This window comes from uncultured Chloroflexus sp. (assembly GCF_937951745.1).
Taxonomy (GTDB): domain Bacteria; phylum Chloroflexota; class Chloroflexia; order Chloroflexales; family Chloroflexaceae; genus Chloroflexus.
In genome coordinates, this window is sequence record NZ_CALFBQ010000010.1 from 28,081 (window position 1) to 51,358 (window position 23,278).

Consider the following 23,278-nt stretch of genomic DNA (forward strand, 5'->3'; position numbering starts at 1 on the left):
TAAACGACTCGGATCTTGGTATCCGCGAGCGCTCTAACTCTGCGTAATGTTCATCATCATACCGTATTGCTCCTGTGCTGTCATCAGACCGGAGTATAATGCTTAGGCAAGGATTATCAATTGCACTCGCAATAGTTAGCTTAAGGAGCGAATGATGGAAGTAGGACTGGTCGGTTTGGGCCGGATGGGCGCGAATATGGCGATTCGTTTGCGCCGCGGCGGCCACCGGGTGATTGTCTATAACCGCACTGTTGCCAAAGCGCGTGAATTGGCGGCTGAGCATGATCTGATCGCTGCGGAAGAGTTGGCCGATCTGGTGGCGATGCTTACCCCGCCGCGCGTCGTTTGGTTGATGTTGCCGGCTGGCGCTGCCACCGACGAGCATCTGGCCGCGCTGACACCACTGCTTGCGTCGGGTGACATTGTGATCGATGGTGCCAACAATAATTATAAGGCGAGCATTGCCCACGCCGAGCAATTGGCGGCGCATGGGTTGCGGTTTCTCGATATTGGCGTCAGCGGCGGGATTTGGGGCTTACAGGTCGGCTACTGCATGATGGTCGGCGGCGACGAAGAGACGTTCCGCTACGTTGAACCGCTCTTGCAGACGCTGGCCCCGCCGGATGGCTATCTGCTCTGCGGGCCGCATGGGGCCGGTCATTTCGTCAAAATGATTCACAACGGCATCGAGTATGGCATGATGCAGGCCTATGCCGAAGGCTTTGAGATTTTGCGCCAGTCGCGCTACGATTTTGATCTGGCCAAGATTAGCCATCTCTGGAATCAGGGCAGTGTCGTGCGCTCGTGGTTGTTGGAATTGGCTGAGCGCGCGTTCAGTGATGATGCCAATCTGAGTAGCATCCGCGGTTATGTCGAAGATAGTGGTGAGGGACGGTGGACGGTGCAAGAGAGCATTGATCTCGCTGTGCCGGCGCCGATCATTACGCTCTCGTTGCAGATGCGCTTCCGCTCGCGCCAAGAAGACAGCTTTAGCGCCAAGGTGCTGGCCGCGCTGCGCCAACAGTTCGGCGGTCACGCGGTTAAGAAGGCGGAGTAAAGCCATATATATTGCAGAGGTCGCGGTAGACGCGGCGGGAAAGACAAGAGGATGGTGTTCGGCGCTGGGAGGTTGCCCTCCAGTAGTTCATCAAACATCTCTCGCCCTCTGCGATCTCTGAGGTCAAACATCAAGCACGGAGCGAGCACATGGCGACGCCTGTTTTGGATAATCCGCTGCGGGCCGGGTTGCGCATTGGCCGCACGCCCGAACCTTGCACGATGGTCATTTTCGGCGCTAGCGGCGATTTGACCAGCCGCAAATTGGTGCCGGCACTCTACAATCTGGCCCGCGAGCGCCGCTTGCCCGGCGGTTTTTCAGTCGTCGGTTTCGCCCGCCGCGATTGGAGCGACGATTATTTTCGCGATCTGCTGCGCGAGGCGGTCAATGCTAATTCGCGTTCAGGGCCGGTTGATCCCGAATTATGGGCTAGCTTCGCCCAAGGGATTCAATACCATCGCGGCAGCTTTGACGACGCTGATGCCTACACCAGTTTGGCTGCGCGACTGGCGGTGATTGACGCTGAACGCGGCACGTCTGGCAATCGCGTCTTCTATCTAGCGACGCCGCCCGAAGCCTATCCCACGATTGTTGCCCAGCTTGGCGCCCACGGCCTAGCTCACTCGAACGGATGGACGCGCATTATCATCGAGAAGCCGTTTGGTCATGATCTCGCTAGCGCGCAGGCCCTTAACACCGAGGTGTTGTCGGTCTTTCGCGAAGATCAAGTCTACCGCATCGATCACTATCTCGGTAAAGAGACGGTGCAGAATATTTTGATCTTTCGCTTCGCTAACGGCATCTTCGAGCCGATTTGGAACCGGAGCCACATCGATCACGTGCAGATTACCGTTGCCGAAACCATCGGGGTTGAGGATCGCGGAGGGTATTACGATACCTCCGGCGCGCTGCGCGACATGATCCAAAACCACTTGATGCAGTTGCTGTGTCTGGTAGCGATGGAACCGCCGTCGCTCTACGACGCCGATGCGGTGCGTGATGAGAAGGTCAAGGTGTTGCGCGCGGTGCGCCCGTTGTCGGTCAACGATACGGTGCGCGGCCAGTACGGGCCGGGCAGTGCCAATGGCTTGCCGGTGCGCGGCTACCGCGAAGAGAAGGGAGTATCGCCCACTTCGCAAACCGAGACCTACGTGGCGTTGAAGCTGTTTATTGACAATTGGCGCTGGGCCGGAGTGCCATTCTACCTACGCAGCGGCAAACGGTTACCGCGGCGGGTGAGCGAGATTGCAATTCAGTTCAAGGCGGCGCCGACGATGATCTTTGCCGATACGCCGCTCAACGACCTCGATCCGAACGTCTTGGCGATCAAGATCCAGCCTGATGAAGGGATTTCACTCAAATTCAGCTCGAAAACTCCCGGCCAGTCCCAGATCCGTCCAGTGACGATGGATTTTCGCTACGGCGCATCGTTTGGCGTCACTTCACCAGAAGCCTACGAGCGGCTGTTGCTCGATTGTATGCTGGGCGATGGTACCCTCTTTACCCGCCGTGACGAAGTTGAAACTAGTTGGGCGCTATTGACGCCGGTCTTGCAGGCTTGGGCTAAAGGCCCGCCGCAGCCGTTCCCCAATTATGAAGCCGGCAGTTGGGGGCCGGCGGCAGCCGATGAATATATCGCCCGCGATGGCCGGTCGTGGCGGCGACTATAAGACGGAGATGGTATGAGCGAAGGGGCAATCGATATCAATGCGATCGAGCGCGAATTGCGCCAGATGTGGCAAGAGCAAGCGACGCATCCTGACGCTGGCGGGCAAGCGGTGATTCGGGCGTTGACGCTCAATCTGATTGTGCGCGCGCCTGATGATGATTGGGCCGAACAAGCCTTAGCGGTGGCGCCGGCACTCACTGCGCAACATCCCAACCGTACCGTGATTGTGATTGACCGGCCCGGCCCGGCGACCGAGTTGCAAGCAAACGCACAGGCGCTTTGCACGCTGACTAATGCTGGCCGCACGCAGGTCTGTGGTGAGCAAGTGACAATTAGTGCCTGCGGCGCGCCCGCTGGACAACTGGCCAGCCTCGTGTTGCCGCTGCTGGTGCCCGATTTGCCTGTGGTACTGTGGGCGCCCGGCCCGCAGCCCTTCGCCCAGCCGTTGGTACAACGGCTCTACCGGCTCTGCGACCGGCTCATCGTCGATTCGACCACCTTTGCCGATCCGTTGCGAGAATTGGCCGAGTTGGCCGCTTTTGAACAGACAGCCAACGGAGCGCCGGCGGTGAGTGATTTGGGGTGGACACGCCTGACTCCGTGGCGTGAATTGACGGCCCAATTCTTTGATACTCGCCCCTTTTTGCCGCACTTGCACCGGATCGACGAGATCATAATCGAATACGCCGCCGGCAACCGTCCGAATCCGGTGGCAGCGCTGCTCTTTGTCGGCTGGTTGGCTAGTTGTTTGAAATGGACGCCGTTGGAAGATGCGGTGGGGATTGAGGGCGAAACCATCCAAATCTACCTGCGACGACCAGCGGTGGGCGTGGGGCCGACGGCTATCCGGCTGGTGAGCGTGGCAATTCGGCCCGTCGATCTCGCCGGCGTTGAGGGGCTGGCCCGGTTGGTACTGCGGGCGGTGGATAATCAGCAGGCGGAGTTTGTTGTGAAATTGACGAGTGATGCCGGGCATGCTTGCACGCGAGCCACCATCGCTGGCGCGCATCCGATCGAGCGCACGGCAACGATTGATCGGCCAGCGCTGGCCGACCTGCTCAGCAGCGAACTACGACTGCTCAGCCGCGACCGCACCTTTGCCGCAGCGCTGCATGTGGCTGGAGGGCTGGCGCGACGTTTGGTGTTGCCATAGCGGGAGATCCGCTATAATGCTTCACCAACCGTATGGATCAGACAAGGATCGCGCTGATGTTTCCGTTTCAAGAACTCTTCCTTAGCCCGCTCGGTGTTGGCATCATTATCTTGATGTTGTTGATTGAATGGCAGGCGATGGTGCAGATCAAATGGCAACCGCTCTTTCGCGCTTTGGGTGATGTGGTGGTTGCCAGTATTGTGTCATCAGTGGTGATTGTGCTGCTGGGCCAATTGCTGTTGGCGTTAGAAAACCCATTGTTTGTGATTGTCGGGGCATTTGTAGTGGCGGTGCTGGTGGAGGGTTTCGTGTTGATGCTGATCCGCAAACGCAAGGCTGCCCCTAGTTATATGGCGGCGCTGATTGCGAATGTGGTGTCGTTTATCTTTTTGCTGATCTTTTATTTGTCGTTTTTGGCGATGTAGCGGGGCGGCAAGGCCCTGCGGTGATCGGGCAGGGCCTTGTTCTCTTGTCATTGCGACAGTGCGGCAGCGCCCGAAGCAATCTCTCGCTTGGACGGGAAGAGTGACTGAGTGCATCTCTCCCGGGGGTGGCCAAGATTGCTTCGCCGTGCGGGGAATGTGCGGTATTGCCCCGCTGCGGCTCGCAATGACAAGCGGGGAGTGGTGATGCCCCCATTTTAGCCTTCCCCCTGCGGGGAAAGGGAGTTGGACATTCCCCTTCTCTCGTGGGGTTACAGGGTTGACAGCACATTTGGTTCAGCTTCGGCCCGGCCCTGAAGGGCCGGACTATGTTGACAAAGCCTGCTGCGCAGGCTACTGGCCCTCACCCCCCCGGCCCCCTCTTCCACCTGACGGCGGGAGAGGGGGAGCCGCCTTGGTTGCGAGAGAGGCATCGTCGAGCGGAAAACAGAAACGCCCCTCTCCCGTGTTGCGGGAGAGGGGCTGGGGATCGGTTGTAAGCGTGATCTTACCGCTTCTTCCCCCGCGGTACCGCTTGGGGACTGCGCCCGCGTTGTGTGGCGGGGCCGTTTGGCGGCAGCTTGCCGCTATCAATTACCGCCTTAATCTTGGCCGCCTCTTCGGCGATAGCTGGGTTAGCCGGACGCACTGGCTTAGCTGGCGCAGGTGGTGTCACTGGCGTTGCATTTCCCAGATTGGCCAGCTCGTGCTCGCGACCCAAGTGGCAATGCTTGAACTTCTTGCCACTACCGCACGGGCAGGGATCGTTGCGCCCGATCTGCGGCGTTGAACGGCGTTGGGGTTTGTGTGACTGCTCGACTTCGCTGCTGCCGCCAGCGACCTGCGCCGTCGCCAAGCGGCGGGCCTGCTCTTCAGCGATCTGGCGCAGATAGGCTTCGTATTGGAACGACGCCGGGATGACGTTGTAAACAATGTCGCGGGCGATGTTCTCTTTTAGTTCGTCGAACATGCGGAACGACTCGCGCTTAAATTCGACCAAGGGGTCTTTCTGCGCGTAGGCCTGCAAGAGAATATTCTGCCGCAACTCGTCCATCGCGGTCAGATAATCGACCCACTGGCGGTCAATTGCACCTAACATCACCCGCCGTTCGACTGTGCGCATCACTTCCGGGGTAATTGCCTTCTCACGCTCGGCATAAGTCGTCTCAAGATGGTCGAGCAGGAATTGCTCAATCTGCTCTTTCTTCTGCCCCTTTAGCGTCTCGGCGGTGACGGTTGGCGGCAGGGTCGGGTTGATCCGGCGATACGCGCGCAGTACTTCAGTCAACTCAAGTTCATCGGGTTCATCGCTCAGATGATCGTCGATCTGGCGCTGGATCTCTTCGGCCATCAGATCGAGCACCCGCTCGCGCATATCGGCTTCGTCGAGGATGGCCTTGCGGTCAGCGTAGATAATCTGGCGCTGCTTGTTCATCACGTCGTCAAACTCGACGGTGTGCTTACGGGCATCGAAGTTGTAGCCCTCGACGCGAGTCTGCGCGCCTTCGATCGTGCGATCGAGCAAGCCGGCTTGCAGTGGCACATCTGAACCGACATAGCGCTCCATCAATCCTCTGATGCGATCCACAGGCCCAAACCGGCGCAGTAATTCATCTTCGAGCGAGAGGAAGAAGCGGGATGAGCCGGGATCGCCTTGGCGACCGGCGCGCCCGCGCAACTGATTATCGATCCGGCGCGCTTCGTGCCGCTCGGTGCCGATCACGTGTAGACCGCCGAGCTTGCGCACCTCCTCACCTTCGGCCTCGGTCAACGCCTTGGCCTTCTCCCACGCTGCTCGCTTCTGTTCAGGAGTGGCCGTTTCAAGCGTTAATCCCTCTTTGCGCAAAAACTCTTCGACTAAACCATCAGGATTCCCACCGAGCAGAATGTCGGTACCGCGACCAGCCATATTGGTGGCGACTGTCACTGCTCCCTTGCGCCCGGCCTGCGCTACAATTGCCGCCTCACGTTCGTGGTGTTTGGCGTTGAGCACATTGTGCGGGATGCCGGCCTGCTTGAGCATGGCGCTGATCCGCTCGGAGGTTTCGACCGACGTGGTACCGATCAGCACCGGTCGGCCAATCTCGTGCATTTCTTGCACTTCGCGCAGCACAGCGTTGAATTTCGCCTCTTCGGTGGCGTATATCTGGTCGGGCAGATCCTCGCGGATCATCGGTTTGTGCGTCGGAATGACCACCACATCGAGATTGTAAATCTTGGCAAACTCTTCCCGCTCGGTATAGGCCGTACCGGTCATCCCGGCCAGCTTCTTATACATGCGGAAGTAGTTTTGGAAGGTGATGGTAGCCAGCGTCACGTTCTCGTTCTTGATCGCCACCCCTTCCTTCGCCTCGATCGCCTGATGCAGGCCATCGCTCCAGCGCCGGCCCGGCATTGCGCGCCCGGTGAATTCATCGATAATCACCACTTCACCGTTTGGGGTCACCATATAATCACGGTCGCGCTGATAGATGAATTGCGCTTTGAGTGCATTCTCAACGTAGTGAGTCTTTTCATAATGTTCAGGATCGAACAGACTCTCACCGGCAGGGATGCGCAGCAAACGTTCGAGCTTCTCAATACCCTTTTCGCTCAAGTAGATGCTCTTGGTACGCTCATCGACAAAAAAGTCGCCGTCCGGTTCTAGCCCTTCCTCTTTCACCTGCTTGGCCGTCACCGTCGAGCGGCGCAACTGGCGCACGAGTTGGGCCATCTGGCGGTAGAGATCCGACGATTTCTGCGCCGGGCCAGAGATGATCAACGGCGTGCGCGCTTCGTCGATCAAGATGTTGTCAACCTCGTCAATGATGGCGTAGTGTAGCTCGCGCTGCACAAGCTGCGACTTCTCATACGCCATGTTGTCGCGCAGATAGTCGAAGCCGAACTCGTTGTTGGTGCCGTAGGTGATGTCGGCCAAATAGGCTTCGCGACGGGTGCATGGTCGCCAATGGACAAGCCGCTGATCTTCGGGGTTGGCGTTCGGATCGATATAATCGGGATCGTACAACGCGCTCTGTTCGTGGGCGATAAAGCCGACCGAGAGACCGAGGAAGTGGTAAATCGGCCCCATCCAGCCTGCGCCGACCTTGGCCAGATAGTCGTTAACCGTCACCAGATGCGCGCCTTTGCCTTCGAGCGCGTTGAGGTAGAGCGGCAAAGTAGCCACCAACGTCTTACCTTCGCCGGTTTTCATCTCGGCGATCTTGCCTTGGTGCAGCACAATACCGCCGATCAACTGCACATCATAGTGGCGCAGCCCGATCGTGCGTGACGCTGCTTCGCGCACAGTAGCAAACGCTTCGGGCAAAATATCATCAAGCGTCTCGCCATCGGCGAGACGCTGGCGGAATTCATCAGTCTTCGCACGCAGCTCGGCGTCGCTCAACTTGGCGAATTCGGGGCCAAGTTGGTTAATCTCTTCCACTATTGGCTGCAGCCGGCGTATCTCTTTCTCGTTGCTGTCACCCAGCAACCGCCGGAGAAAATTCAACATATCAACTCCTTCATCATCCTGCCGGAATGCGGACGCTTTGCGCTCAGCAGGGGACAAAATGGATTGTACGGACGACGCACTGCGTCGCCCCACTTCTCCAACTCATTATATCATTGCCGCCTCTTGCGGTGATGAGTTTGAGAGGGGTAGAGGGTATGCGTACACTAAGTAACGCACCTTGTTGCTCCACTCCTTCTATTCATTTCATTATATCATTGCTACCCATCTCGGCGATGACCTGCTCAAATACTGCGACCACCCGTGGATCGAAGTGGCTCCCAGCCTGTTCACGGATGTACGCTAGCGCCCGTTCACGCGACCACGCAGTCCGGTAGGGCCGGTCGCTGGTCAGAGCGTCATAGACATCGGCTACCGCGAAGATACGCGCAGCAAGTGGAATCTCCTCACCGCGCAGACCGCGCGGGTAACCGGTGCCGTCCCATTTTTCGTGGTGGCACCACGGAATATCAAGCGCAGGCGTGAGAAAGGCAATCGGACGTAAGAGTTCAACGGCGAGGGTGGGATGGGTGCGCATAATTGCCCACTCTTCATCGTTGAGTGGGCCGGGCTTGAGCAAGATCGCGTCGGGAATGCCCATCTTGCCGATGTCGTGTAACAGCGCGCCGCGGCGCACGTGCAGCAGCTCTTCCTCGCTGAAGCCCATGCGCGCAGCAATCCGCACCGTCAATTCGGTCACGCGGCGCGAATGACCTTCCGTCTCGCGGTCACGCAGATCGAGAGCGTGTGACCAGCCTTCAATCGTGGCATCGTAGGCTGCGCGCAGTTCGGTATTCGCCGCACGTAACTGATCGAACAGATCGGTGCGGTGCAGAGCATTAGCAGCTAATTCAGCAATGTCATTCAACAAATCGAGTTCGGCTTCACTCAACGGGGCGGCCCGCTTGAGCACCAATATGCCAACCAAGCGGTTTGCGGCCTGCAGTGGTACTCCGATGACCGTCTGTTCGGTTTCGTGAAGCAACCGCGTGACGTTGAGCGGCCCGTTGACGTTTCTGAACTGAGCAGCCAGCATTGCCAGAACGTCCGGCTGTTGTGCGAGTATCGCCAAACTGCTCAGCGCAAGATCAACGTGTAACCGCTCGCCATCTGGCCGTAACAGCGCGATGCTTTCGGCTTGAAACACTTCGCACACTTGCCCAAGTAAAATCGGCGTCAATTCGGCCCAAGATTGCGCCCGGCGTAGGGCTGTCCCAATTGCCGCTAAAGTAGTGCGGCGCTGTTCGCGGGCTACTTGTTCGGAAATATCTTGCTTGATCGCGATAAAGTGGCTGATCACGCCGTCCTCATTCGCCACCGGCGTAATCGTCATCTCTTCGTGGTAGAGGCTGCCGTCTTTACGACGATTCATGAGACGGCCATGCCATGGCTTCCCCGCCAAAATCTGATCCCAGAGCGCCGCGTAAAAAGCCTGATCTTGCTTCCCTGAGCGCAAAAGGCGGGTTGACTGACCGATGGCTTCGGCTGCTTCATAGCCGGTAAGTGTGGTGAAGGCCGGATTGACCCATTCGATAATCCCGTTGCGGTCAGCGATCATAATCGCGTTGGCGGCGTCGTTAAGGGCTTGAGCTTGCAGCCGGAGGCGCTCGTTTTGTTGGTGGAGTTGGGCGCGGTAGTGGGCGTTTTCCAACACAACTGGCAATTGGCTGAGAAAGCCTTCCCGTTTGATGATGTAATCGGCCACACCGAGCCGTAATGCTTGTAAGGGAAACTCCTCGTTGCCCGGCTGGGCCATCACAATGATCGGTTGAGTGAGCCGGCGAAATTGGAGCAGTTCTTTCACCAGATCGAGCATTGCTAAGCGTGGTTGCGCGCAGTCGATCAGCACCAGATCACCGGCAGAGTGGCCTCGGGCCAAATTGTGTAAAAACGCGCGCTGACCGCGCATCGGCACACAGTGCAGGTGGGGGGCGATGCGTTGCAGATAGTGGATCGTTGCTTCGCTGTCGGTCGCGCCGAATTCAATATAGGTGACGGTAATCGTCTGACTGCGCCGTGCTTGCTGGGAATGAAAACGCTGGCACGCCTGTTCGATGATCGCGCCGATCCGGTCGAGATAGTCATCGCGCTTGATGACATAATCATCGGCGCCGGCTTTCAGTGCGCTAATCACCATGTGATCGCCGCCCCCGCCTGTCAGGATAATCACTGCCAGCGGCAGATGGTGCGACCTCATGTAGGCGAGCAGATCGAGGCCATCGCCATCACGGAGGTGTAAGTCGAGAATCACCCCGTCATAGGTTATCGCAGTTGTTGAGAGGTTGTTGAGATGGGCGTATGCAGCTTGATACGAATCGATGTGCGTGATCTTGATCTTAGCATCGTGCAGCAGCATCGCGCGCCGGAAGAGATCGGCGTCAAAGGGATTATCTTCTATTAGCAACAAATGCAGGTGATGCGGTGGCATTTGGGATCTCCAAATAGAAAATTGCGCCGGCACCGGGGCTGCTCTCGGCCCAGACCCGGCCACCCATGCGTTCAATCGCTTTTTGCACGATAGCTAAACCAACTCCGGAACCGGGATACGCATCTTGGGGGTGCAAGCGTTGAAAAATGGCAAAAATTCGCTCGTGATGGCGCATGTCAAACCCGATCCCGTTATCTTTGACCCATAATCGTACTGCATCGCCTACAGCTTCTGTGCCAATTGTCAGCCGTGGTTGAGGGATGGGGGCCGTAAATTTTAGCGCGTTGTCGATCAGGTTACGTAGCGCTAAAGTGATGCCGATCTCGTCGCCGCGCATCACCGGACAGCGAATATCCCGCTCGACAGTGACGCCGCGGGTCTCGATTTGATCAGTGTGAACGGCCAAAATCTCTTCGATGATGGATTCAAGGTTAATCTCAGCATATTCAAGCACTTTGCGCTCAATGTGGGTATAGGCAAGTAAATCGTCAATAAGCTGGTTTATTTGGGTTGTTGCAGTGCGAATACTGTTCAGGCATTGTTTGCCGTCATCGTCGAGCCGGTGAGCATGAAAGCGCAAGAGGAGTTGGCTATAGCCTTCAATGACGCGTAGCGGCGCTTTGAGGTCGTGCGAGATCATCGCGGTAAAGGTTTCAAGCTCTTGATTAATCTGGCTCAATTCGGCATTCGCAGCCTGCAACGGCGCAGTATGTTCGGCAATGCGTTGCTCGAGCGAGGTATTGAGGGCGCGTAATTCATCGTTGACACGTTGGGATTGCTTGAGCGTGTTCCACCGTTCCCATCCCAGCCAACCGGCCATTACTAACACAAATAACCAGCCTTTGGCCGTCTGCCAGCTGGTCAAGCTCTCTATGTCGCTGATAATAAACGCGAGGATCCGGTCAGAGAAGGCAATCCATGCTCCGCCGATAATCGTGTACCAAAACGCTAATCGCAGAGCACTTAGCGCCGGATCGGCGCTCTGCCAAATATGGCGCAGATGTGCGAGCGACATAATCCCATCCTGCAATGCGTGTGCAGCAAGCACGTATAAGTTGAGTCATCGAACGGGGATGTGCTCCAACGAGAAGAGCTTAAATTATCATAGCACATTGGATTACGTGATGCTATGCTACAATCGCGAGTGGTTGCGCAGCCTGCGCTAGTGTGACAGTATGGCGAAGGAGGCGGCATGGCAAAGGCTGGAGTGCTTTATATTGGTGCCGATAATGGTCTGTACGTCTTCAGCGATCCGGGTGGCACGGGCCGTTGGCGCTTGTTACCTGATGTATCATTAGCCGGTGAACAAGTGATTGCATTGGTTGCCGCCGATTCGCTGAGTTTGGTGGTGGCAACGAAGCAGGCCTTTTTGCGCAGTGATGATGGTGGCCGGCAGTGGTATGAGGCCGATGCCGAGGATCGGGCGTTGTTTCATTTTCTCGCCAGTGATCGCTTGCCGGTAGCAACCGTGCAGGGGATGGGGGTCTGGCGTAATGCCGATGTGGGGTTGCCAGACGTTCGTTTGCTGGCGGTGTTGTCAGGGAAACAAGAGGTGTTGCTGGCAGCGGTCGCTGATGGCACGCGCGTTATGCGTAGCGAGGATGGCGGCAAGACGTGGCAGGAAGTGACCGGTGCATGGCAAGGTGCGCTCAGCGCATTTGCACCGAGCACCTACCATATTGATGTGGTATGGGCCGGTACCGATACCGGCCAGATTTGGCGCAGCGACGATCGCGGGCGCACATGGCAGCAGGTGGGCAGCATCCCGTCACCGGTGCGCTGTCTCGCCGCGGTGCGGGTGGCGTGAGGCCGGATCATCCATAAAAATCCGTATACCCTTCACGATCAAGCCGGGCTAACATCTGTTCGAGCCGGGCTGCGCTGCGCAGGAGCCTTCCCTCACAAAGCGCATGCAGCCCGCGCAGCGCCTGTCGGAAGCGTGGGGTGTCATCGCCGCGCAAGCGTGGCAAGAGGCGCTGGAGCATCTGCATGTCTAATGCCTCGAAGGCGCTCATGCTGCTGGCTTGTTCGATGAATCGAAGCGTTTCACCCAAAGCCCGATACCCCGCTGGTTTGCCTGCCGCTGCCATGTGGGTCTGGATCGCTGCCAGCATCTGCCAAATCTGGTCGTCGATGGAGCCTTGATATACGGCGCGGAAGCGGTTGAGATCAACGCTCCCTAGTTCGAGCAGGTTGGCCCGATCGAGCACTTTGTCGCTGAGCAGGAAGGTGCTTTCATCGACGTTGACGGTACCGATCAGGCGCAGGTTGGCCGGCAAGCGCAATGGGTTGCGCACCACCCCGCCGCTGGCCAGCGGCGTTTCGGCCAGCGGTGTGCCGAGATCGATCAGCCCCTCGGCAGTCTCCATCGCCGAGAGGATCGGCGCCAAATAGTATTCGGGCCGGGCCAGATTCATTTCGTCGAGGCAGACGATGTAGGTCTGATCAGGGTCGGCGGCGGCCTTGAGCACGTGGCGCAGAAATGCGGTCGGCTGGTAGAGACCGGTGAGCGTGTTGTAGTAGCCGAGCAGATCGCGGGCGCTGTGCCAGTCGGGTTGCACCGCTACCAGCAGGTAGATGGGGTTTGTTTGGCCTTCATCTGCTCCAATCAACGCATCGGCGTACAACCGGGTGAGCCACGTCTTGCCGCTGCCGCTCGGCCCGGCCAGAATCACGAGGGGCCGCGCTTGCACCGCCAGATGGAACGCTTCCAAAATACGTTCATCAATCACCATCCCCCGTCGGCGAATCGCAGCGGCGATCTGCGCGAATGGCGGCAATCCGGTGTGATAGCGTTCTGGCGCCTCGCGCAAGGTAGGGGTTGTCGCCAGCTCGATCTCGGCCAGTTCCATCAACGCTTCATTGAGCGGCAGCAATGTGCAGAGATCATCGATCAGCCGCTCGTCGGGCGGCAGATTGTCCCAAGGATAGACGAAGCCTGCCCACAGGTATTGGGCTTGCCGTTGCGCCAGATAGTGATCGACCCAGCGCATTTCCGGCGCGGGCGGGCGGCGACTGGCAAACCGCGCCTGCCCTTCCGTGCCGATCCGGTCGATCAGCTCTTCCCACAACGGGCGCGCTTCGCGCCACAGCCGGGCTAGTTGCGGTCGCCGCACTCCCCATAGTTGCAGACCCACCGTGACCGTGCGTTCAACCCCGCTCACCGTCAGCATAACGCCGGCCCCACGCGGTGGTCGGTCGAAAGCGAACCAGTAGTCTTCGATCGGATCGCGCCGGCCCTTGCCGCGATCAATCGCGCGCCGCGCCTTAAAACTCAACTCGTACAACGGCCATTGCCGGGGCAAGAGCGTTGCCGCCCGTTCAGACGCACGGTTGGCCAACGCCAGCATTTCGGGGTGCAACCAACGTTGCACCGCTTGCCAGCGCTCGCTCACGCCGGGTTGCAGCAAAGCTTGCAGCGCGGAAGGCGAAAATGGCATCAGGCAGTCGGTGGTCGCAAATAAAACTGTGGATCAAGCCCCGGCTCAGGATCGCTTGGCGTTGGCGGAAGGACTGTTGCTATCTGCGGAAGTATCTCGCGCAGCTCGCCGCTCATAGCCGCAATCACCTCTTCCACCGCCTCAGCCTGCAATCGTTCCACCGGGAAGAGCCGGGTTACCGTTAATTGCGCCAGTGTCGGCGCCTGTTCACTGCTTAAGCGGAGGACGCCGTTGATCTCGAAGTTGTCCTCGATGTCAGCACGGCGCGCAAAGAGATCGAGGATCTTGGCGGTTGCATGCTCAAAATCCGCCGCCTGCTGTTCGTCATCGCTCAGTGGCAGGAAGTAGGTCACATCAAACGCCATTGGGCTAGCGCGCTGCATCGTGCGCAGCCGCTCGGCAACAATCTGGTTGAGCGCATCAATGATTGGTTGGCCGTGCAGTGAGGCAATGGTCAGCTCCGCCGGCCAGTGGATGCTCACCACAGCGCGCAATGGCGGTTGCGCCCATGCGCCGGTTTTATCAGCATGCGGTGGCAAACAGGTCACGTGCAGGCTGCGCCCCAACGTGTGAACGTCAAGCAGTTCTTGGGTGTGAACAATGTTGATCTGGTGTTGCTCGAGGCTTTCGATCAACAGGGCAATCAATTGCTCGTAGGTGAGCATAGGCCATCCTCTGGCGTAGGCAGATGGTACTGGTATGTGGGATTATACCACCGGTTATGTCGCCAGTTTGCGTTGGTTTGATTTCCATTGTGTGGAGCAGGAGATTGGTTCAGGCGCTGCGCGCCCTTGCACTGACAAAGAGAATGTCTCCTTCCCTTCTCTCCCCTCCGGGGAGAGGGCTGGAGCGAGGGGTGCGCTCTCCAGCGGGCGAGAGGGCATATATCGCGTACTGCGCATGGCGGGGGCGGAATTCATTCTACCCTCCTGATACAGCGCGCGCATTCCAAAGGAGGGAATTGATTTCGCCCCATACCCCCTAACAGGGTAGGACAAGTTCCAAACTCGCTCTTAGCCATTCACCACTCCCCTTCATCCTTACCTCTTATCTCCTCTGGTATAATACATCTTGCTGTGTAACCAACACCTGAAACCACAATGGCAGTTCAATCACTCTACCGCAAATGGCGTTCCCAAACCTTTGCCGAACTGGTGGGGCAAGAGCATGTGGTGCAGACGCTGCGCAATGCGATTGCCGAAGACCGGGTCGGCCATGCCTATCTGTTTACCGGGCCGCGCGGTGTTGGGAAGACGACCATGGCCCGTTTGTTGGCCAAGGCGGTGAACTGTCTCCATCCCGATCCCGCCGCTCGTCCATGCGGGACGTGCGAGATGTGTACGGCGATTGCCGAAGGCCGTGCCGTTGACGTGATCGAAATGGATGCTGCTTCCCATACGAGCGTCGAGGATGCACGCGAGATTATCGAGCGAGTGCAGTTTCGTCCCAGTGTCGCTCGCATGAAGGTCTATATTATTGACGAGACCCACATGCTTTCGACGGCGGCGTTTAATGCGTTACTCAAGACCCTTGAGGAACCGCCTGATCATGCGCTGTTTATTCTCGCCACCACTGAAGTGCATAAGGTGCCGGCGACGATTTTGTCGCGCTGCCAGCGCTTTACCTTCGTCCGCCATAGCGTGACCTCAATGGCGGCCCACGTGCGCCGGATTGCCGCCGCTGAGGGGATTGCGCTGGCCGATGGCGCTCCCGAAGCGATTGCTCGTGCTGCGACCGGCAGTATGCGCGATGCACTCGGTATTCTCGAACAGTTGGCTTCGTTCGTCGAGGGGCCGATCACGCTGCACCACGTGCAACGTCTGCTCGGTATGACTGCCGCTGCCGAGGTTGATGCCTTGATCGCAGCCTTGCTTGCCGCTGACCTGACCGCCGCGCTGCGCGCGGTCAATGCGGTGGCGAATCAGGGCGCCGATCTGCGCCAGTTTGCTCGCGATCTGGTGGAACGGCTGCGCGCGGTGATGTTGCTTAAGGCTACCGGCGATCGCACGTTGCTCGATCTCGGCGACGATGAGGCGGCGCAGTTGGCGCAATGGGCGCAGCAGGCCGAGATGACAGCGCTCGTGCAGTGGGTTAAGCTGTTTAGCAATCTCGATTACCAGTTGCGCACGACGCCCTACGGCCATCTGCCGCTCGAAGTAGCCGTGGTTGAAGCGTTGCTCGCTCCCGCCCCTGCGGCCCAACCGGCGGCTCCGCGCCCGCAACCGGCCCGGCCTCAGCCGGCAACGCCAGTTGTCGCGCCCCGCTCGCAACCAGTTGTGCCCGCTGAACCGCCCCGCCCGTCGGTTGCCAGCCAACGAGCCCCTGCCGATTCGCCGCCGGTTGCACCATCGCCGCCATCTGAACCGGCTATGCCCGCGCCCGCACCTGTCGCCGACCCGCCGCCTCCGCCGCCGGCAGCGTGGGTAGCGGCCCAACAGGCTCGCCCGCCGGCTGATCCGGCAGTCGCTCGCGCCGCTGATGCCGAGCTGTCCTTGCTCGAACAACTCGAAGCAACGTGGGAAGACTTTAAGCGCGATGTCCGCCCGCGCAGTCCGACCGTGCAGGCGTTGCTCAATAGCGCCCGCCCCTATGATGTCGAAGGGAATACTATTGTCTTGCTGGTGTCGTCTTCATTTCATAAAGAGCGGCTGGAAGAGCCGAAAAATCGGGCGATCATCGAAGAGGTGCTGCGCCGCCGGTTAGGCAAGGTCTATGCTGTCCGCTGCACGATTGAAGGAAAATCGGTCGAACCTACCGATCTCCGTGGCAAGATCCGCGAGGCGCGCAAAGACGAATTGGTGCGCGCTGCCCTGAACATCTTTGATGCCCAGATCGTGGATATTGAGCCGCTCGAACCAGAATGATTGCTGTACAAGCGGCACGCAGTATGGTACCCTGTGTAGAAGGAGTGTGTCGTTCTGCGCAGTGTCGTTTTGTGATTGGATTGTCTGAGTGCGACACAGGTATAGAGTGCAGCAGTGAAACTGCCGCATTCCAACCTTGCCAACGGGTCGTGATGCGGTCGTTGTAGCATAAAAGTCATGGCGTGTAGCAGTTTAATTGCTGCACGCCACATCCGAGCTTAAACTTTTTCACCCGCTTATGAAAGGAGCAAATGCTATGAATCAACGCCAACTGATGCAGATGGCTCAGCAAATGCAGCGCCAGATGCAGAAGGTGCAGGAAGAATTGGCCGCTACGATTGTTGAGGGCACTGCCGGCGGTGGTATGATTACGGTTAAGATGAATGGCCACCGCGAGGTGCAGTCAATCACGATTTCGCCAGAAGTTGTTGATCCGAATGATGTTGACATGTTGCAAGACCTGTTGCTCGTTGCTATTAACGATGCTTCGCGCAAAGCGCAGCAGTTGGCCGAAGAGCGAATGCAACCGCTTACCGGCGGTCTCAAGGGGTTGTTCTAAGCCGTTGCGGGGAAGGTATGGCCGTCCATCCAGAACAAACAGTGATCGCCGCGCCGGTTGCACGCTTGATCGAAGAGTTTGCCAAACTGCCCGGTATCGGCCCCAAGACTGCCTCGCGCTTGACCTTCTTCCTGCTGCGCGCTGAGCCGAAGCAAGCGCAGGCGCTGGCACAGGCCATCCTCGATGTCAAAGAGCAGGTAGGGTATTGCCGGCGCTGCTTCAACATAACGGTTGGCGAGCTATGCCCGATCTGTCGCGATCCCAGCCGCGATCAGACCAAGATTTGCGTGGTCGAGGAGCCGCTCGATGTGCTGGCGATCGAGCGCACCGGCGCGTATCGTGGTCTGTACCACGTCCTGCACGGCCATATCGCTCCGCTTGAGGGCATCTATCGCGAGGATCTCAAGATTGATGAGTTGGTGGCCCGCGTGCGCAGCGAGCCGGTCAACGAAGTGATTCTCGCTACCAATCCCAATACCGAGGGTGAAGCAACCGCTTTCTTGCTGTTGCGCGATCTGGCCCCGCTCGGTGTGCGGGTGACGCGCCCGGCCCGTGGTTTGCCTACCGGTGGCGATCTCGAATGGGCCGATCCCGAAACGCTTGGTTCGGCGCTTGAGGGCCGGCGGGAGTTGTAGGACTATTGGGGTGTGGCGAAGCAGTAACCGATGTCATTGTGAGCCGCTGGCGGCGAAGCAATCCCCCGCAAGCACGGGACGAATTCCGCTGATGAGGACGGTTTGCGCCTAAACCGGTGATGGCTTGAGAGCTGCGCCCCCACGTAAGGTCAACCGGTGACCGATGTCATTGCGAGTCGCTGGCGGCGGATCAATTTCCCGCGCTAGCAGATGAAATCACTCGTAGCGATAGTCCAACCGATGAAACGACCGCTCTATGCAACCGCTTCGCAATAACCTAATAACAATGTCATGAACCTCACCACGATTCTCAACGAAACGATCGCCGGCGTTAAAGGCGCCCAATTTGCTGGCATCGTTGGCACTGATGGCCTCAGCGTGGCGATAGCCTACCATCCCGCTGCCGTTGAACTCGATCTTGATGTCGAGCTGGCCGAACTCGAATTGGCCGAGCTGACCTCGCGGGCGACGGCGGCTGCCGACCGGATTGGTGCTGGTTATGTGCGCGATCTAGTGATCGAAACCGATGCCCTGCTGATGGTAGCGACCCAGATTATACCCGGCTATTACGGTGTGCTCGGCGTGCTCAGCGAGATTGCCAATCTGGGCAAGGCCCGGTTTGCGCTCCAAGCCATGATCGAGCGGGTGCGCACCGAGTTGTGAACCGATTGCGCACCCTTTGCTTCCCACCCTAGTTGCCAATCTCTTTTTGCGTCTCTTGGTGGCGATGCTGCGCCATAACGTCGCTTGGCACCAGCACCATCTCGGTGTAGATGTGGTCAAGCGTCGCCGGCGCTTGCTCGCACAACCCGCAATGCACCGCTGAGGGCTGGATAATGGTACTGCGCGTCGCTGTGAGCCAGCGGAATCGCTCGTAAATCGGTAGTTCCCCAATCGGCCCCGCCGCCCTGCCGCCGGCGCAGACTAGCTCAAAGGCGGCTAATTGCTCGCGCACCGGCTCAAGATCGAGACTCGGCCAGAGCGCGGCAATCCGCCCCTCGTCAAGTTGCGCGCGCATGCCGAGAAAGCGTTGTTGCCGGCAGAGCAACACCACTCCGATGTTGATCTGTTCGCCCCGCTCGACGCGCGGCACCAACCGCAACAGAGCATACTCAAAGGCGCTCGCGGGCATCGATGGCCTCCTGTACGAATGCGCGCGGCGCTGCCAGACGCAAACTGAGGTATTCGATATACGCCGCCCGATGCGCTTCAACTGAGGGGAAGCGCGGATCGGCGAGCCATTCATCCGGCACCTTCGCCACAATCTCCCACAGCAGTTCGCGGGTAATCTGCCGCGCCAGCGCTTCGTCAACCGCCGCTAATTTGGTTGCCGCTGGCAGCAGTACGTGTTCGCGGATCTGGCTGAACGGCGCGCGCGCCCGGCTTCGATAATCTTGCCACGTGTAATGCATATACAACGCCGCGCCGTGGTCGATCAGAAACAGCCGCCGGTGCCACCAGAGCAAGTTGGTATTGCGCGGTGTCCGATCGACGTTGGTGATAAAAGCATCAAACCAGACGATCAACGAGGCTAATTCGTGGTCAAGGGTGCGAGTAGCAACGGGATCGAAGGCTAGCGCGCCGGGCAAGAAGTCAACCGCCAGATTCAGCCCCGCGCTGGCGGTCACCAAATCCTGTATTTCGCCGTCGGGTTCGTTGCGCCCCAGTGCCGGATCAACCTCGATCAGCACCAATTCCGGCGCCGGCAAGCCGAGCGCACGGGCCAGTTCGCCGCAAATCAGTTCGGCGACCAACACCTTTGGCCCCTGCCCCGCGCCGCGAAACTTGACCACGTATAAGCCGTCGTCGTCAGCTTCAACTATCGCCGGCAGCGAGCCGCCTTCGCGCAGCGGCGCAACATAACGGGTGGCAGTCACTCTCCGTAACATTAACGCTCCACCTTCAAGATATAGCCCGTCTGGGCCGGGATTTCGGTGAACGGTTGGTATTCAACGATCGCGCCATTGCTAATGGTCAACGGCGCCGGCGGGGCCGGCGGCATGCCGTACAGTGACACGAGCTGATAGGTGCCATCCGGCAAGTCGCTCTCGCTCAACGAAAGCGTGAACGGCTCGGTTGGAATGGCATCGAAATTGATGATCACCATGACTATATCATCACCGCTGCGCCGGATGTAGGCGGCAATGTCGTCGCCTTTGGCCTGTAACGGGATAAAGTCGCCGGTTGCTAACGCAGGGGTGTTGATGTGCAAGTGGATCAGTTGCCGGTACGTATTGAGCAGCGAATCCGGGTCTTCGTCTTGCAGCATCACATTTTTCGATGGGTAATCGAGCTGCGGCATTTGCCACGGGAAGCCGCTAGTGAAGCCGCCAAACTCCTCTTTCGTCCATTGCATTGGCGTGCGGATGCGCTCATCGGGTTTGACACCGAGCATACCGATCTCTTCCCCATAATAGATAAACGGTAATCCCGGCATGGTCAACAATGCCAGCGCCGCTAGCTTTGCCTTGGCAACGTCGTTACCGAGTACCGACATGACCCGGTTTTGGTCGTGATTCGTCAAGAATGGCGCCCACCGTTGGTATGGCAGTTTGGTGTAGGCGTCTTGGGCGGCTTGCATAAAGAGCCGCGCCAGCCCGGTATTGGCTGCACCAACGATCTGCTTGGCGACTTCAAACTCGAAATAGTAGTCAAGCTGGTCAGGGTAATACGGCGCGAGGGTGCGCGGGTTGCCGTTGTATACCTCACCGACCGTGAATGTGCCCGGCAGCTCGCGATCGAGGAAGCGGCGAAACTCGCGCAGCCATGCAAACGTCTCGTCAGTGTCTTCTTGCAGGGTGGAGTACTCGATCAGATGCTTGATTGCGTCGAGCCGGAAGCCGGCTACACCCATCTCTTCGACCCAGAAGCGAGCAATCTTATAGGCTTCCGCAGTCACCGCCGGGTTGCGAAAATTGAGATCAGGCATCCCGCCCCAGAAGACGCCGTAGTAGTATTCGTCACGAATCGGCGATTTGTGCCAGACGACATTGTTGCCGAACGGGCCGCGAAAACCGGGATCAATCGCCGACCAGAGGTACCAGTCGCGGTAGGGCGAATTGGGGTCGCGCAATGCCTCTTGGAACCACGGGTGGTGGGTGCTGGTATGGTTTAGCACGAGATCGATAATGATCTTGATTCCACGTTTATTGGCCTCTGCGACCAAGCGCTTAAAATCTTCGTTGGTGCCGTAGTCTTTTTCGACGGTGTAATAATCAATTGTATCGTAACCGTGATAGCTGGCTGCCTCGGCTACCGGCATCAGCCAGATGCAGTTGACACCCAAATCGCGCGTTGTTGTCGGATCACCGTCGTTCAGATAATCTAGCTTGGCGATGATCCCATTCATATCACCAATTCCATCACCATCACTATCGTAAAACGAACGTACAAATACCTCGTAACAGACTGCGCCGTCCCACCAGCCAGCTTGGAGTGGGAACGGCGTTGCAGTGGGGCCGGGGGTAATGCGGGGCGGCAGGGTGGGCAACCGCGGGTCACGGGTTGGCGTGGGTGGACGCACATTAGTTGGCGTGGTCGCGACGGTGGGTGTGTCAGAAGGCGGAGTGGCTGCCGGTAGACTACACGCTGGGAAGAGAGTTATGACCAACAAGAAGAACAATAATCGGTGCATAGAGAACCATTTTCTCATCAATTAGTTTCATCTAGCGGCATTATAGCAAATCTTTCACTGTGAAGGCGTGACGGAGGCAAAGGCGCAAGGGGATGGTAACGCAAAGGCGCAAAGGGGATGAGATGGAATGCTCCCAAGTACGCTTGTACCTTCTCCAAAAACCCTTCGCGGCCTTACGTCTTTGCGTTACCTAGCAGCACAAATGTGTCGCAACCCCTCGGCAAACTGACGCGCGCCGCCTTGGGCCGGATGGCGCACGGCACAATGCGCAATCCCAAGCTGCGCCAACGCTTGGCTCGCGATCCGCCCCATAGCTACCACCGGGCAGCCGGCAAAGAGCGTGCAGGCGCGGGCCAACAATGGCAAACCAAGCGCAAGCTCGCTCTGGCGCGGGGTGCGGTTGCTCTGCGGCTTACCGGCTTGGTGCGGGTGTAGCGGGAAGGCGTTCCATCCCACCGCAAACCGGTTAAGCGCCGCGAGTTCACGGTAAACGATCGTCGCGGTCTGTTCCCGTGAAATTCGCCCATCGTTCGTTGCCAACCGGAAGCCGCGTGCTGCGCCAAACTGGCCGGGAGGATCAACGCCATCGAGTAATATCTGTTCGCTAGTAAAGGGCACCCCCGTGCGGCGCGCGCCGTTATAGCCGGGGGCTTCGCCAATCAATATCAGATCAGGGCCGCGTTCATACGCTAAGCGTAATGCTAATTCGAGATTCGCCCGCCTGATCGCATGACCGCACCGTTGCTCATCGTTGTCCGCCTCCCACGCATACATATTGACGGTATTGGCCGGTGCTTTCAGTGTCGCGAGATCTGCAACCAATTCTGCAATGATGTCACGCTCCACTTTCCCTCCTTGTACAGATATTTGACATATTTGTCAAACTTGGTTGCATCATTTGACAACATTCTGTAACTGCTTGGGATTATAGTGGATACAGCGAAGGAGGTTTGCCATGTCAACGTCGCCGACACTCTGGGAAATTGAAAGTCCGCTTGGGCCGGTCGCGTTTCGGGTTTCTGGTCAGGGACGCCCCCTGATCTTTTTGCATGGATGGGGCGGTTCGAGCCGCTATTGGCAAGCTGCGCCAGCTTTTTTGCCCAACCGGCGGTTGATTGCGATCGATCTACCCGGATGTGGAGCTTCGCCAGCGCCGATCGAGCCGGTGACGTTAGCATCGTATGCACGCACAGTGCTAGCGGTTGCCGATGCGCTCGATATTGACCGGTTTGCGCTGGTAGGCCATTCACTTGGCGCAGCGATAGCGTTGGCGGTTGCCGATTTTGCCTGCGAACGGGTCGAGCGATTAGGACTGATCAGCTTTGGCTTCAGCGCCAGTCTCTACGAGGATAGTCTGGTCACGATTGCTGGGGCGCAGTGGCAAGTAGCGGCGGCATACTGGCGACCGTGGCTGATTTGGTGGCGGCCATGGTGGGGTGTGACCCAGCAATGGCGGCAGGCGTGGTGGACAATGCCGCCCACGCCTGATCTGCTAGCCCGCCCGATGGTGCGTCGCCCGCTCGATAGTTCATTGTTAGCGCAAGGCATTGCCGATCTCGTCGCGATGGATCCGCTGGTCGCCATGGAAGCGGCGGCGATTATGGGCCATCCCCAACTCAAGCGCGCCGTGCAACGGCCATTGCCGCCGGTGTTGTTAATCAGCGGGCGCCATGATCCGGTCTTTCCACCAATCAATGTCAAATCGCTAAGCCGTTACTTACCGGATGCGCAGGTCTATTTCATTCCTGATTGCGGTCATGTACCAATGGTTGAAGAACCTGCGGCGTGCTATCACGCAATTGCGCGCTTTCTCGATAGAGAAAACGATTATTCGTCGTAGTGTTTACAGTGTCAATGATAGAGTGTAAAGAATACTTCGCCGCATAAAAGGCGCAAACTTTCTGTTCTCTCTTGCCAGCGTATGCTA

General features: G+C 58.3%; 19 protein-coding genes. 10 read left to right on the top strand and 9 right to left on the bottom strand.

What is annotated here, in order from left to right; genetic code table 11:
• Window positions 1-154: 154 nt before the first annotated feature.
• From gnd to Q1A59_RS03780, 4 genes are all read left to right on the top strand, one after another.
• Entirely contained in the window at window positions 155-1,057 is a 903-nt protein-coding gene (gene gnd, locus Q1A59_RS03765) for a phosphogluconate dehydrogenase (NAD(+)-dependent, decarboxylating) (protein WP_298402123.1), read from the top strand.
• Window positions 1,058-1,206: 149 nt separating this feature from the next.
• Window positions 1,207-2,727 carry a glucose-6-phosphate dehydrogenase gene (gene zwf, locus Q1A59_RS03770; RefSeq protein ID WP_298402124.1) on the top strand — a complete coding sequence of 507 codons (1,521 nt, stop codon included), beginning with the start codon at window positions 1,207-1,209 and terminating at the stop codon, window positions 2,725-2,727.
• Between the two features lie 12 nt (window positions 2,728-2,739).
• Window positions 2,740-3,879, top strand: coding sequence for a glucose-6-phosphate dehydrogenase assembly protein OpcA (locus Q1A59_RS03775; protein ID WP_298402125.1), 1,140 nt, complete (start codon window positions 2,740-2,742; stop codon window positions 3,877-3,879).
• Window positions 3,880-3,935: 56 nt separating this feature from the next.
• Window positions 3,936-4,304, top strand: coding sequence for a hypothetical protein (locus Q1A59_RS03780; RefSeq protein WP_298402126.1), 369 nt, complete (start codon window positions 3,936-3,938; stop codon window positions 4,302-4,304).
• A 505-nt stretch (window positions 4,305-4,809) separates the two neighbouring features.
• On the opposite strand, the gene secA is transcribed toward Q1A59_RS03780, so the two are convergent.
• The 3 genes from secA to Q1A59_RS03795 all read right to left on the bottom strand — a co-directional run bounded on the left by secA (window position 4,810) and on the right by Q1A59_RS03795 (window position 11,234).
• Window positions 4,810-7,794: a preprotein translocase subunit SecA gene (gene secA / locus Q1A59_RS03785; protein ID WP_298402127.1), complete on the bottom strand. Its 2,985-nt coding sequence runs from the start codon at window positions 7,792-7,794 to the stop codon at window positions 4,810-4,812.
• 199 nt (window positions 7,795-7,993) lie between these two features.
• Window positions 7,994-10,219, bottom strand: a complete 2,226-nt coding sequence (locus Q1A59_RS03790) for an HD domain-containing phosphohydrolase (protein ID WP_298482906.1) — start codon at window positions 10,217-10,219, stop codon at window positions 7,994-7,996.
• Window positions 10,179-11,234, bottom strand: a complete 1,056-nt coding sequence (locus tag Q1A59_RS03795; protein ID WP_298402129.1) for an ATP-binding protein — start codon at window positions 11,232-11,234, stop codon at window positions 10,179-10,181. Before Q1A59_RS03795 ends, Q1A59_RS03790 begins: the two co-directional genes overlap by 41 nt.
• Before the next feature lie 177 nt (window positions 11,235-11,411).
• On the opposite strand from Q1A59_RS03795, the gene Q1A59_RS03800 reads away from it, so the two are divergent.
• Entirely contained in the window at window positions 11,412-12,026 is a 615-nt protein-coding gene (locus Q1A59_RS03800) for a hypothetical protein (protein WP_298402130.1), read from the top strand.
• 7 nt (window positions 12,027-12,033) lie between these two features.
• Here the strand turns inward: Q1A59_RS03800 and Q1A59_RS03805 are convergent, their stop codons facing one another.
• Both Q1A59_RS03805 and Q1A59_RS03810 read right to left on the bottom strand, forming a co-directional pair.
• Window positions 12,034-13,659, bottom strand: a complete 1,626-nt coding sequence (locus Q1A59_RS03805; RefSeq protein WP_299643925.1) for an McrB family protein — start codon at window positions 13,657-13,659, stop codon at window positions 12,034-12,036.
• The gene (locus Q1A59_RS03810) at window positions 13,659-14,324 is read right to left on the bottom strand and encodes a hypothetical protein (RefSeq protein ID WP_298482904.1); all 666 of its coding nucleotides are present in this window, start codon (window positions 14,322-14,324) and stop codon (window positions 13,659-13,661) included. The genes Q1A59_RS03805 and Q1A59_RS03810 overlap by 1 nt, the downstream gene beginning before the upstream one ends.
• 435 nt (window positions 14,325-14,759) lie before the next feature.
• On the opposite strand from Q1A59_RS03810, the gene dnaX reads away from it, so the two are divergent.
• From dnaX to Q1A59_RS03830, 4 genes are all read left to right on the top strand, one after another.
• Window positions 14,760-16,523, top strand: a complete 1,764-nt coding sequence (dnaX, locus tag Q1A59_RS03815; RefSeq protein WP_299643928.1) for a DNA polymerase III subunit gamma/tau — start codon at window positions 14,760-14,762, stop codon at window positions 16,521-16,523.
• 256 nt (window positions 16,524-16,779) lie between these two features.
• Window positions 16,780-17,082, top strand: coding sequence for a YbaB/EbfC family nucleoid-associated protein (locus tag Q1A59_RS03820; RefSeq protein ID WP_298402135.1), 303 nt, complete (start codon window positions 16,780-16,782; stop codon window positions 17,080-17,082).
• Between the two features lie 17 nt (window positions 17,083-17,099).
• Window positions 17,100-17,717: a recombination mediator RecR gene (gene recR / locus Q1A59_RS03825; RefSeq protein ID WP_298402136.1), complete on the top strand. Its 618-nt coding sequence runs from the start codon at window positions 17,100-17,102 to the stop codon at window positions 17,715-17,717.
• A gap of 291 nt (window positions 17,718-18,008) precedes the next feature.
• On the top strand, window positions 18,009-18,380 hold the full coding sequence (locus Q1A59_RS03830; RefSeq protein ID WP_298402137.1) for a hypothetical protein: 372 nt from the start codon (window positions 18,009-18,011) through the stop codon (window positions 18,378-18,380).
• Window positions 18,381-18,408: 28 nt separating this feature from the next.
• Here Q1A59_RS03830 and Q1A59_RS03835 read toward each other — a convergent pair whose 3' ends face one another.
• The 4 genes from Q1A59_RS03835 to Q1A59_RS03850 all read right to left on the bottom strand — a co-directional run bounded on the left by Q1A59_RS03835 (window position 18,409) and on the right by Q1A59_RS03850 (window position 22,197).
• The gene (locus Q1A59_RS03835; protein ID WP_298402138.1) at window positions 18,409-18,849 is read right to left on the bottom strand and encodes a DUF3037 domain-containing protein; all 441 of its coding nucleotides are present in this window, start codon (window positions 18,847-18,849) and stop codon (window positions 18,409-18,411) included.
• Window positions 18,830-19,606 (bottom strand): HipA family kinase, encoded by a 777-nt coding sequence (locus Q1A59_RS03840; RefSeq protein ID WP_298402139.1) that lies wholly within the window; start codon window positions 19,604-19,606, stop codon window positions 18,830-18,832. The genes Q1A59_RS03835 and Q1A59_RS03840 overlap by 20 nt, the downstream gene beginning before the upstream one ends.
• Window positions 19,606-21,351: an alpha-amylase family glycosyl hydrolase gene (locus Q1A59_RS03845; RefSeq protein ID WP_298402140.1), complete on the bottom strand. Its 1,746-nt coding sequence runs from the start codon at window positions 21,349-21,351 to the stop codon at window positions 19,606-19,608. The genes Q1A59_RS03840 and Q1A59_RS03845 overlap by 1 nt, the downstream gene beginning before the upstream one ends.
• 186 nt (window positions 21,352-21,537) lie before the next feature.
• Window positions 21,538-22,197 (bottom strand): uracil-DNA glycosylase, encoded by a 660-nt coding sequence (locus Q1A59_RS03850; protein WP_299643933.1) that lies wholly within the window; start codon window positions 22,195-22,197, stop codon window positions 21,538-21,540.
• A 109-nt stretch (window positions 22,198-22,306) separates the two neighbouring features.
• Here Q1A59_RS03850 and Q1A59_RS03855 point away from each other — a divergent pair, with 109 nt between their 5' ends.
• Complete coding sequence (locus tag Q1A59_RS03855) at window positions 22,307-23,191, top strand: alpha/beta fold hydrolase (protein WP_298402142.1); 885 nt, start codon at window positions 22,307-22,309, stop codon at window positions 23,189-23,191.
• Window positions 23,192-23,278: the final 87 nt, after the last annotated feature.

Excerpts from the sequence above, each read along its gene's own strand:
- gnd (WP_298402123.1), top strand. The coding sequence starts at position 155 with ATGGAAGTAGGACTGGTCGGTTTGGGCCGGATGGGCGCGAATATGGCG.
- zwf (WP_298402124.1), top strand. The coding sequence starts at position 1,207 with ATGGCGACGCCTGTTTTGGATAATCCGCTGCGGGCCGGGTTGCGCATT.
- Q1A59_RS03775 (WP_298402125.1), top strand. The coding sequence starts at position 2,740 with ATGAGCGAAGGGGCAATCGATATCAATGCGATCGAGCGCGAATTGCGC.
- Q1A59_RS03780 (WP_298402126.1), top strand. The coding sequence starts at position 3,936 with ATGTTTCCGTTTCAAGAACTCTTCCTTAGCCCGCTCGGTGTTGGCATC.
- secA (WP_298402127.1), bottom strand. The coding sequence starts at position 7,794 with ATGTTGAATTTTCTCCGGCGGTTGCTGGGTGACAGCAACGAGAAAGAG.
- Q1A59_RS03790 (WP_298482906.1), bottom strand. The coding sequence starts at position 10,219 with ATGCCACCGCATCACCTGCATTTGTTGCTAATAGAAGATAATCCCTTT.
- Q1A59_RS03795 (WP_298402129.1), bottom strand. The coding sequence starts at position 11,234 with ATGTCGCTCGCACATCTGCGCCATATTTGGCAGAGCGCCGATCCGGCG.
- Q1A59_RS03800 (WP_298402130.1), top strand. The coding sequence starts at position 11,412 with ATGGCAAAGGCTGGAGTGCTTTATATTGGTGCCGATAATGGTCTGTAC.
- Q1A59_RS03805 (WP_299643925.1), bottom strand. The coding sequence starts at position 13,659 with ATGCCATTTTCGCCTTCCGCGCTGCAAGCTTTGCTGCAACCCGGCGTG.
- Q1A59_RS03810 (WP_298482904.1), bottom strand. The coding sequence starts at position 14,324 with ATGCTCACCTACGAGCAATTGATTGCCCTGTTGATCGAAAGCCTCGAG.
- dnaX (WP_299643928.1), top strand. The coding sequence starts at position 14,760 with ATGGCAGTTCAATCACTCTACCGCAAATGGCGTTCCCAAACCTTTGCC.
- Q1A59_RS03820 (WP_298402135.1), top strand. The coding sequence starts at position 16,780 with ATGAATCAACGCCAACTGATGCAGATGGCTCAGCAAATGCAGCGCCAG.
- recR (WP_298402136.1), top strand. The coding sequence starts at position 17,100 with ATGGCCGTCCATCCAGAACAAACAGTGATCGCCGCGCCGGTTGCACGC.
- Q1A59_RS03830 (WP_298402137.1), top strand. The coding sequence starts at position 18,009 with ATGAACCTCACCACGATTCTCAACGAAACGATCGCCGGCGTTAAAGGC.
- Q1A59_RS03835 (WP_298402138.1), bottom strand. The coding sequence starts at position 18,849 with ATGCCCGCGAGCGCCTTTGAGTATGCTCTGTTGCGGTTGGTGCCGCGC.
- Q1A59_RS03840 (WP_298402139.1), bottom strand. The coding sequence starts at position 19,606 with ATGTTACGGAGAGTGACTGCCACCCGTTATGTTGCGCCGCTGCGCGAA.
- Q1A59_RS03845 (WP_298402140.1), bottom strand. The coding sequence starts at position 21,351 with ATGCACCGATTATTGTTCTTCTTGTTGGTCATAACTCTCTTCCCAGCG.
- Q1A59_RS03855 (WP_298402142.1), top strand. The coding sequence starts at position 22,307 with ATGTCAACGTCGCCGACACTCTGGGAAATTGAAAGTCCGCTTGGGCCG.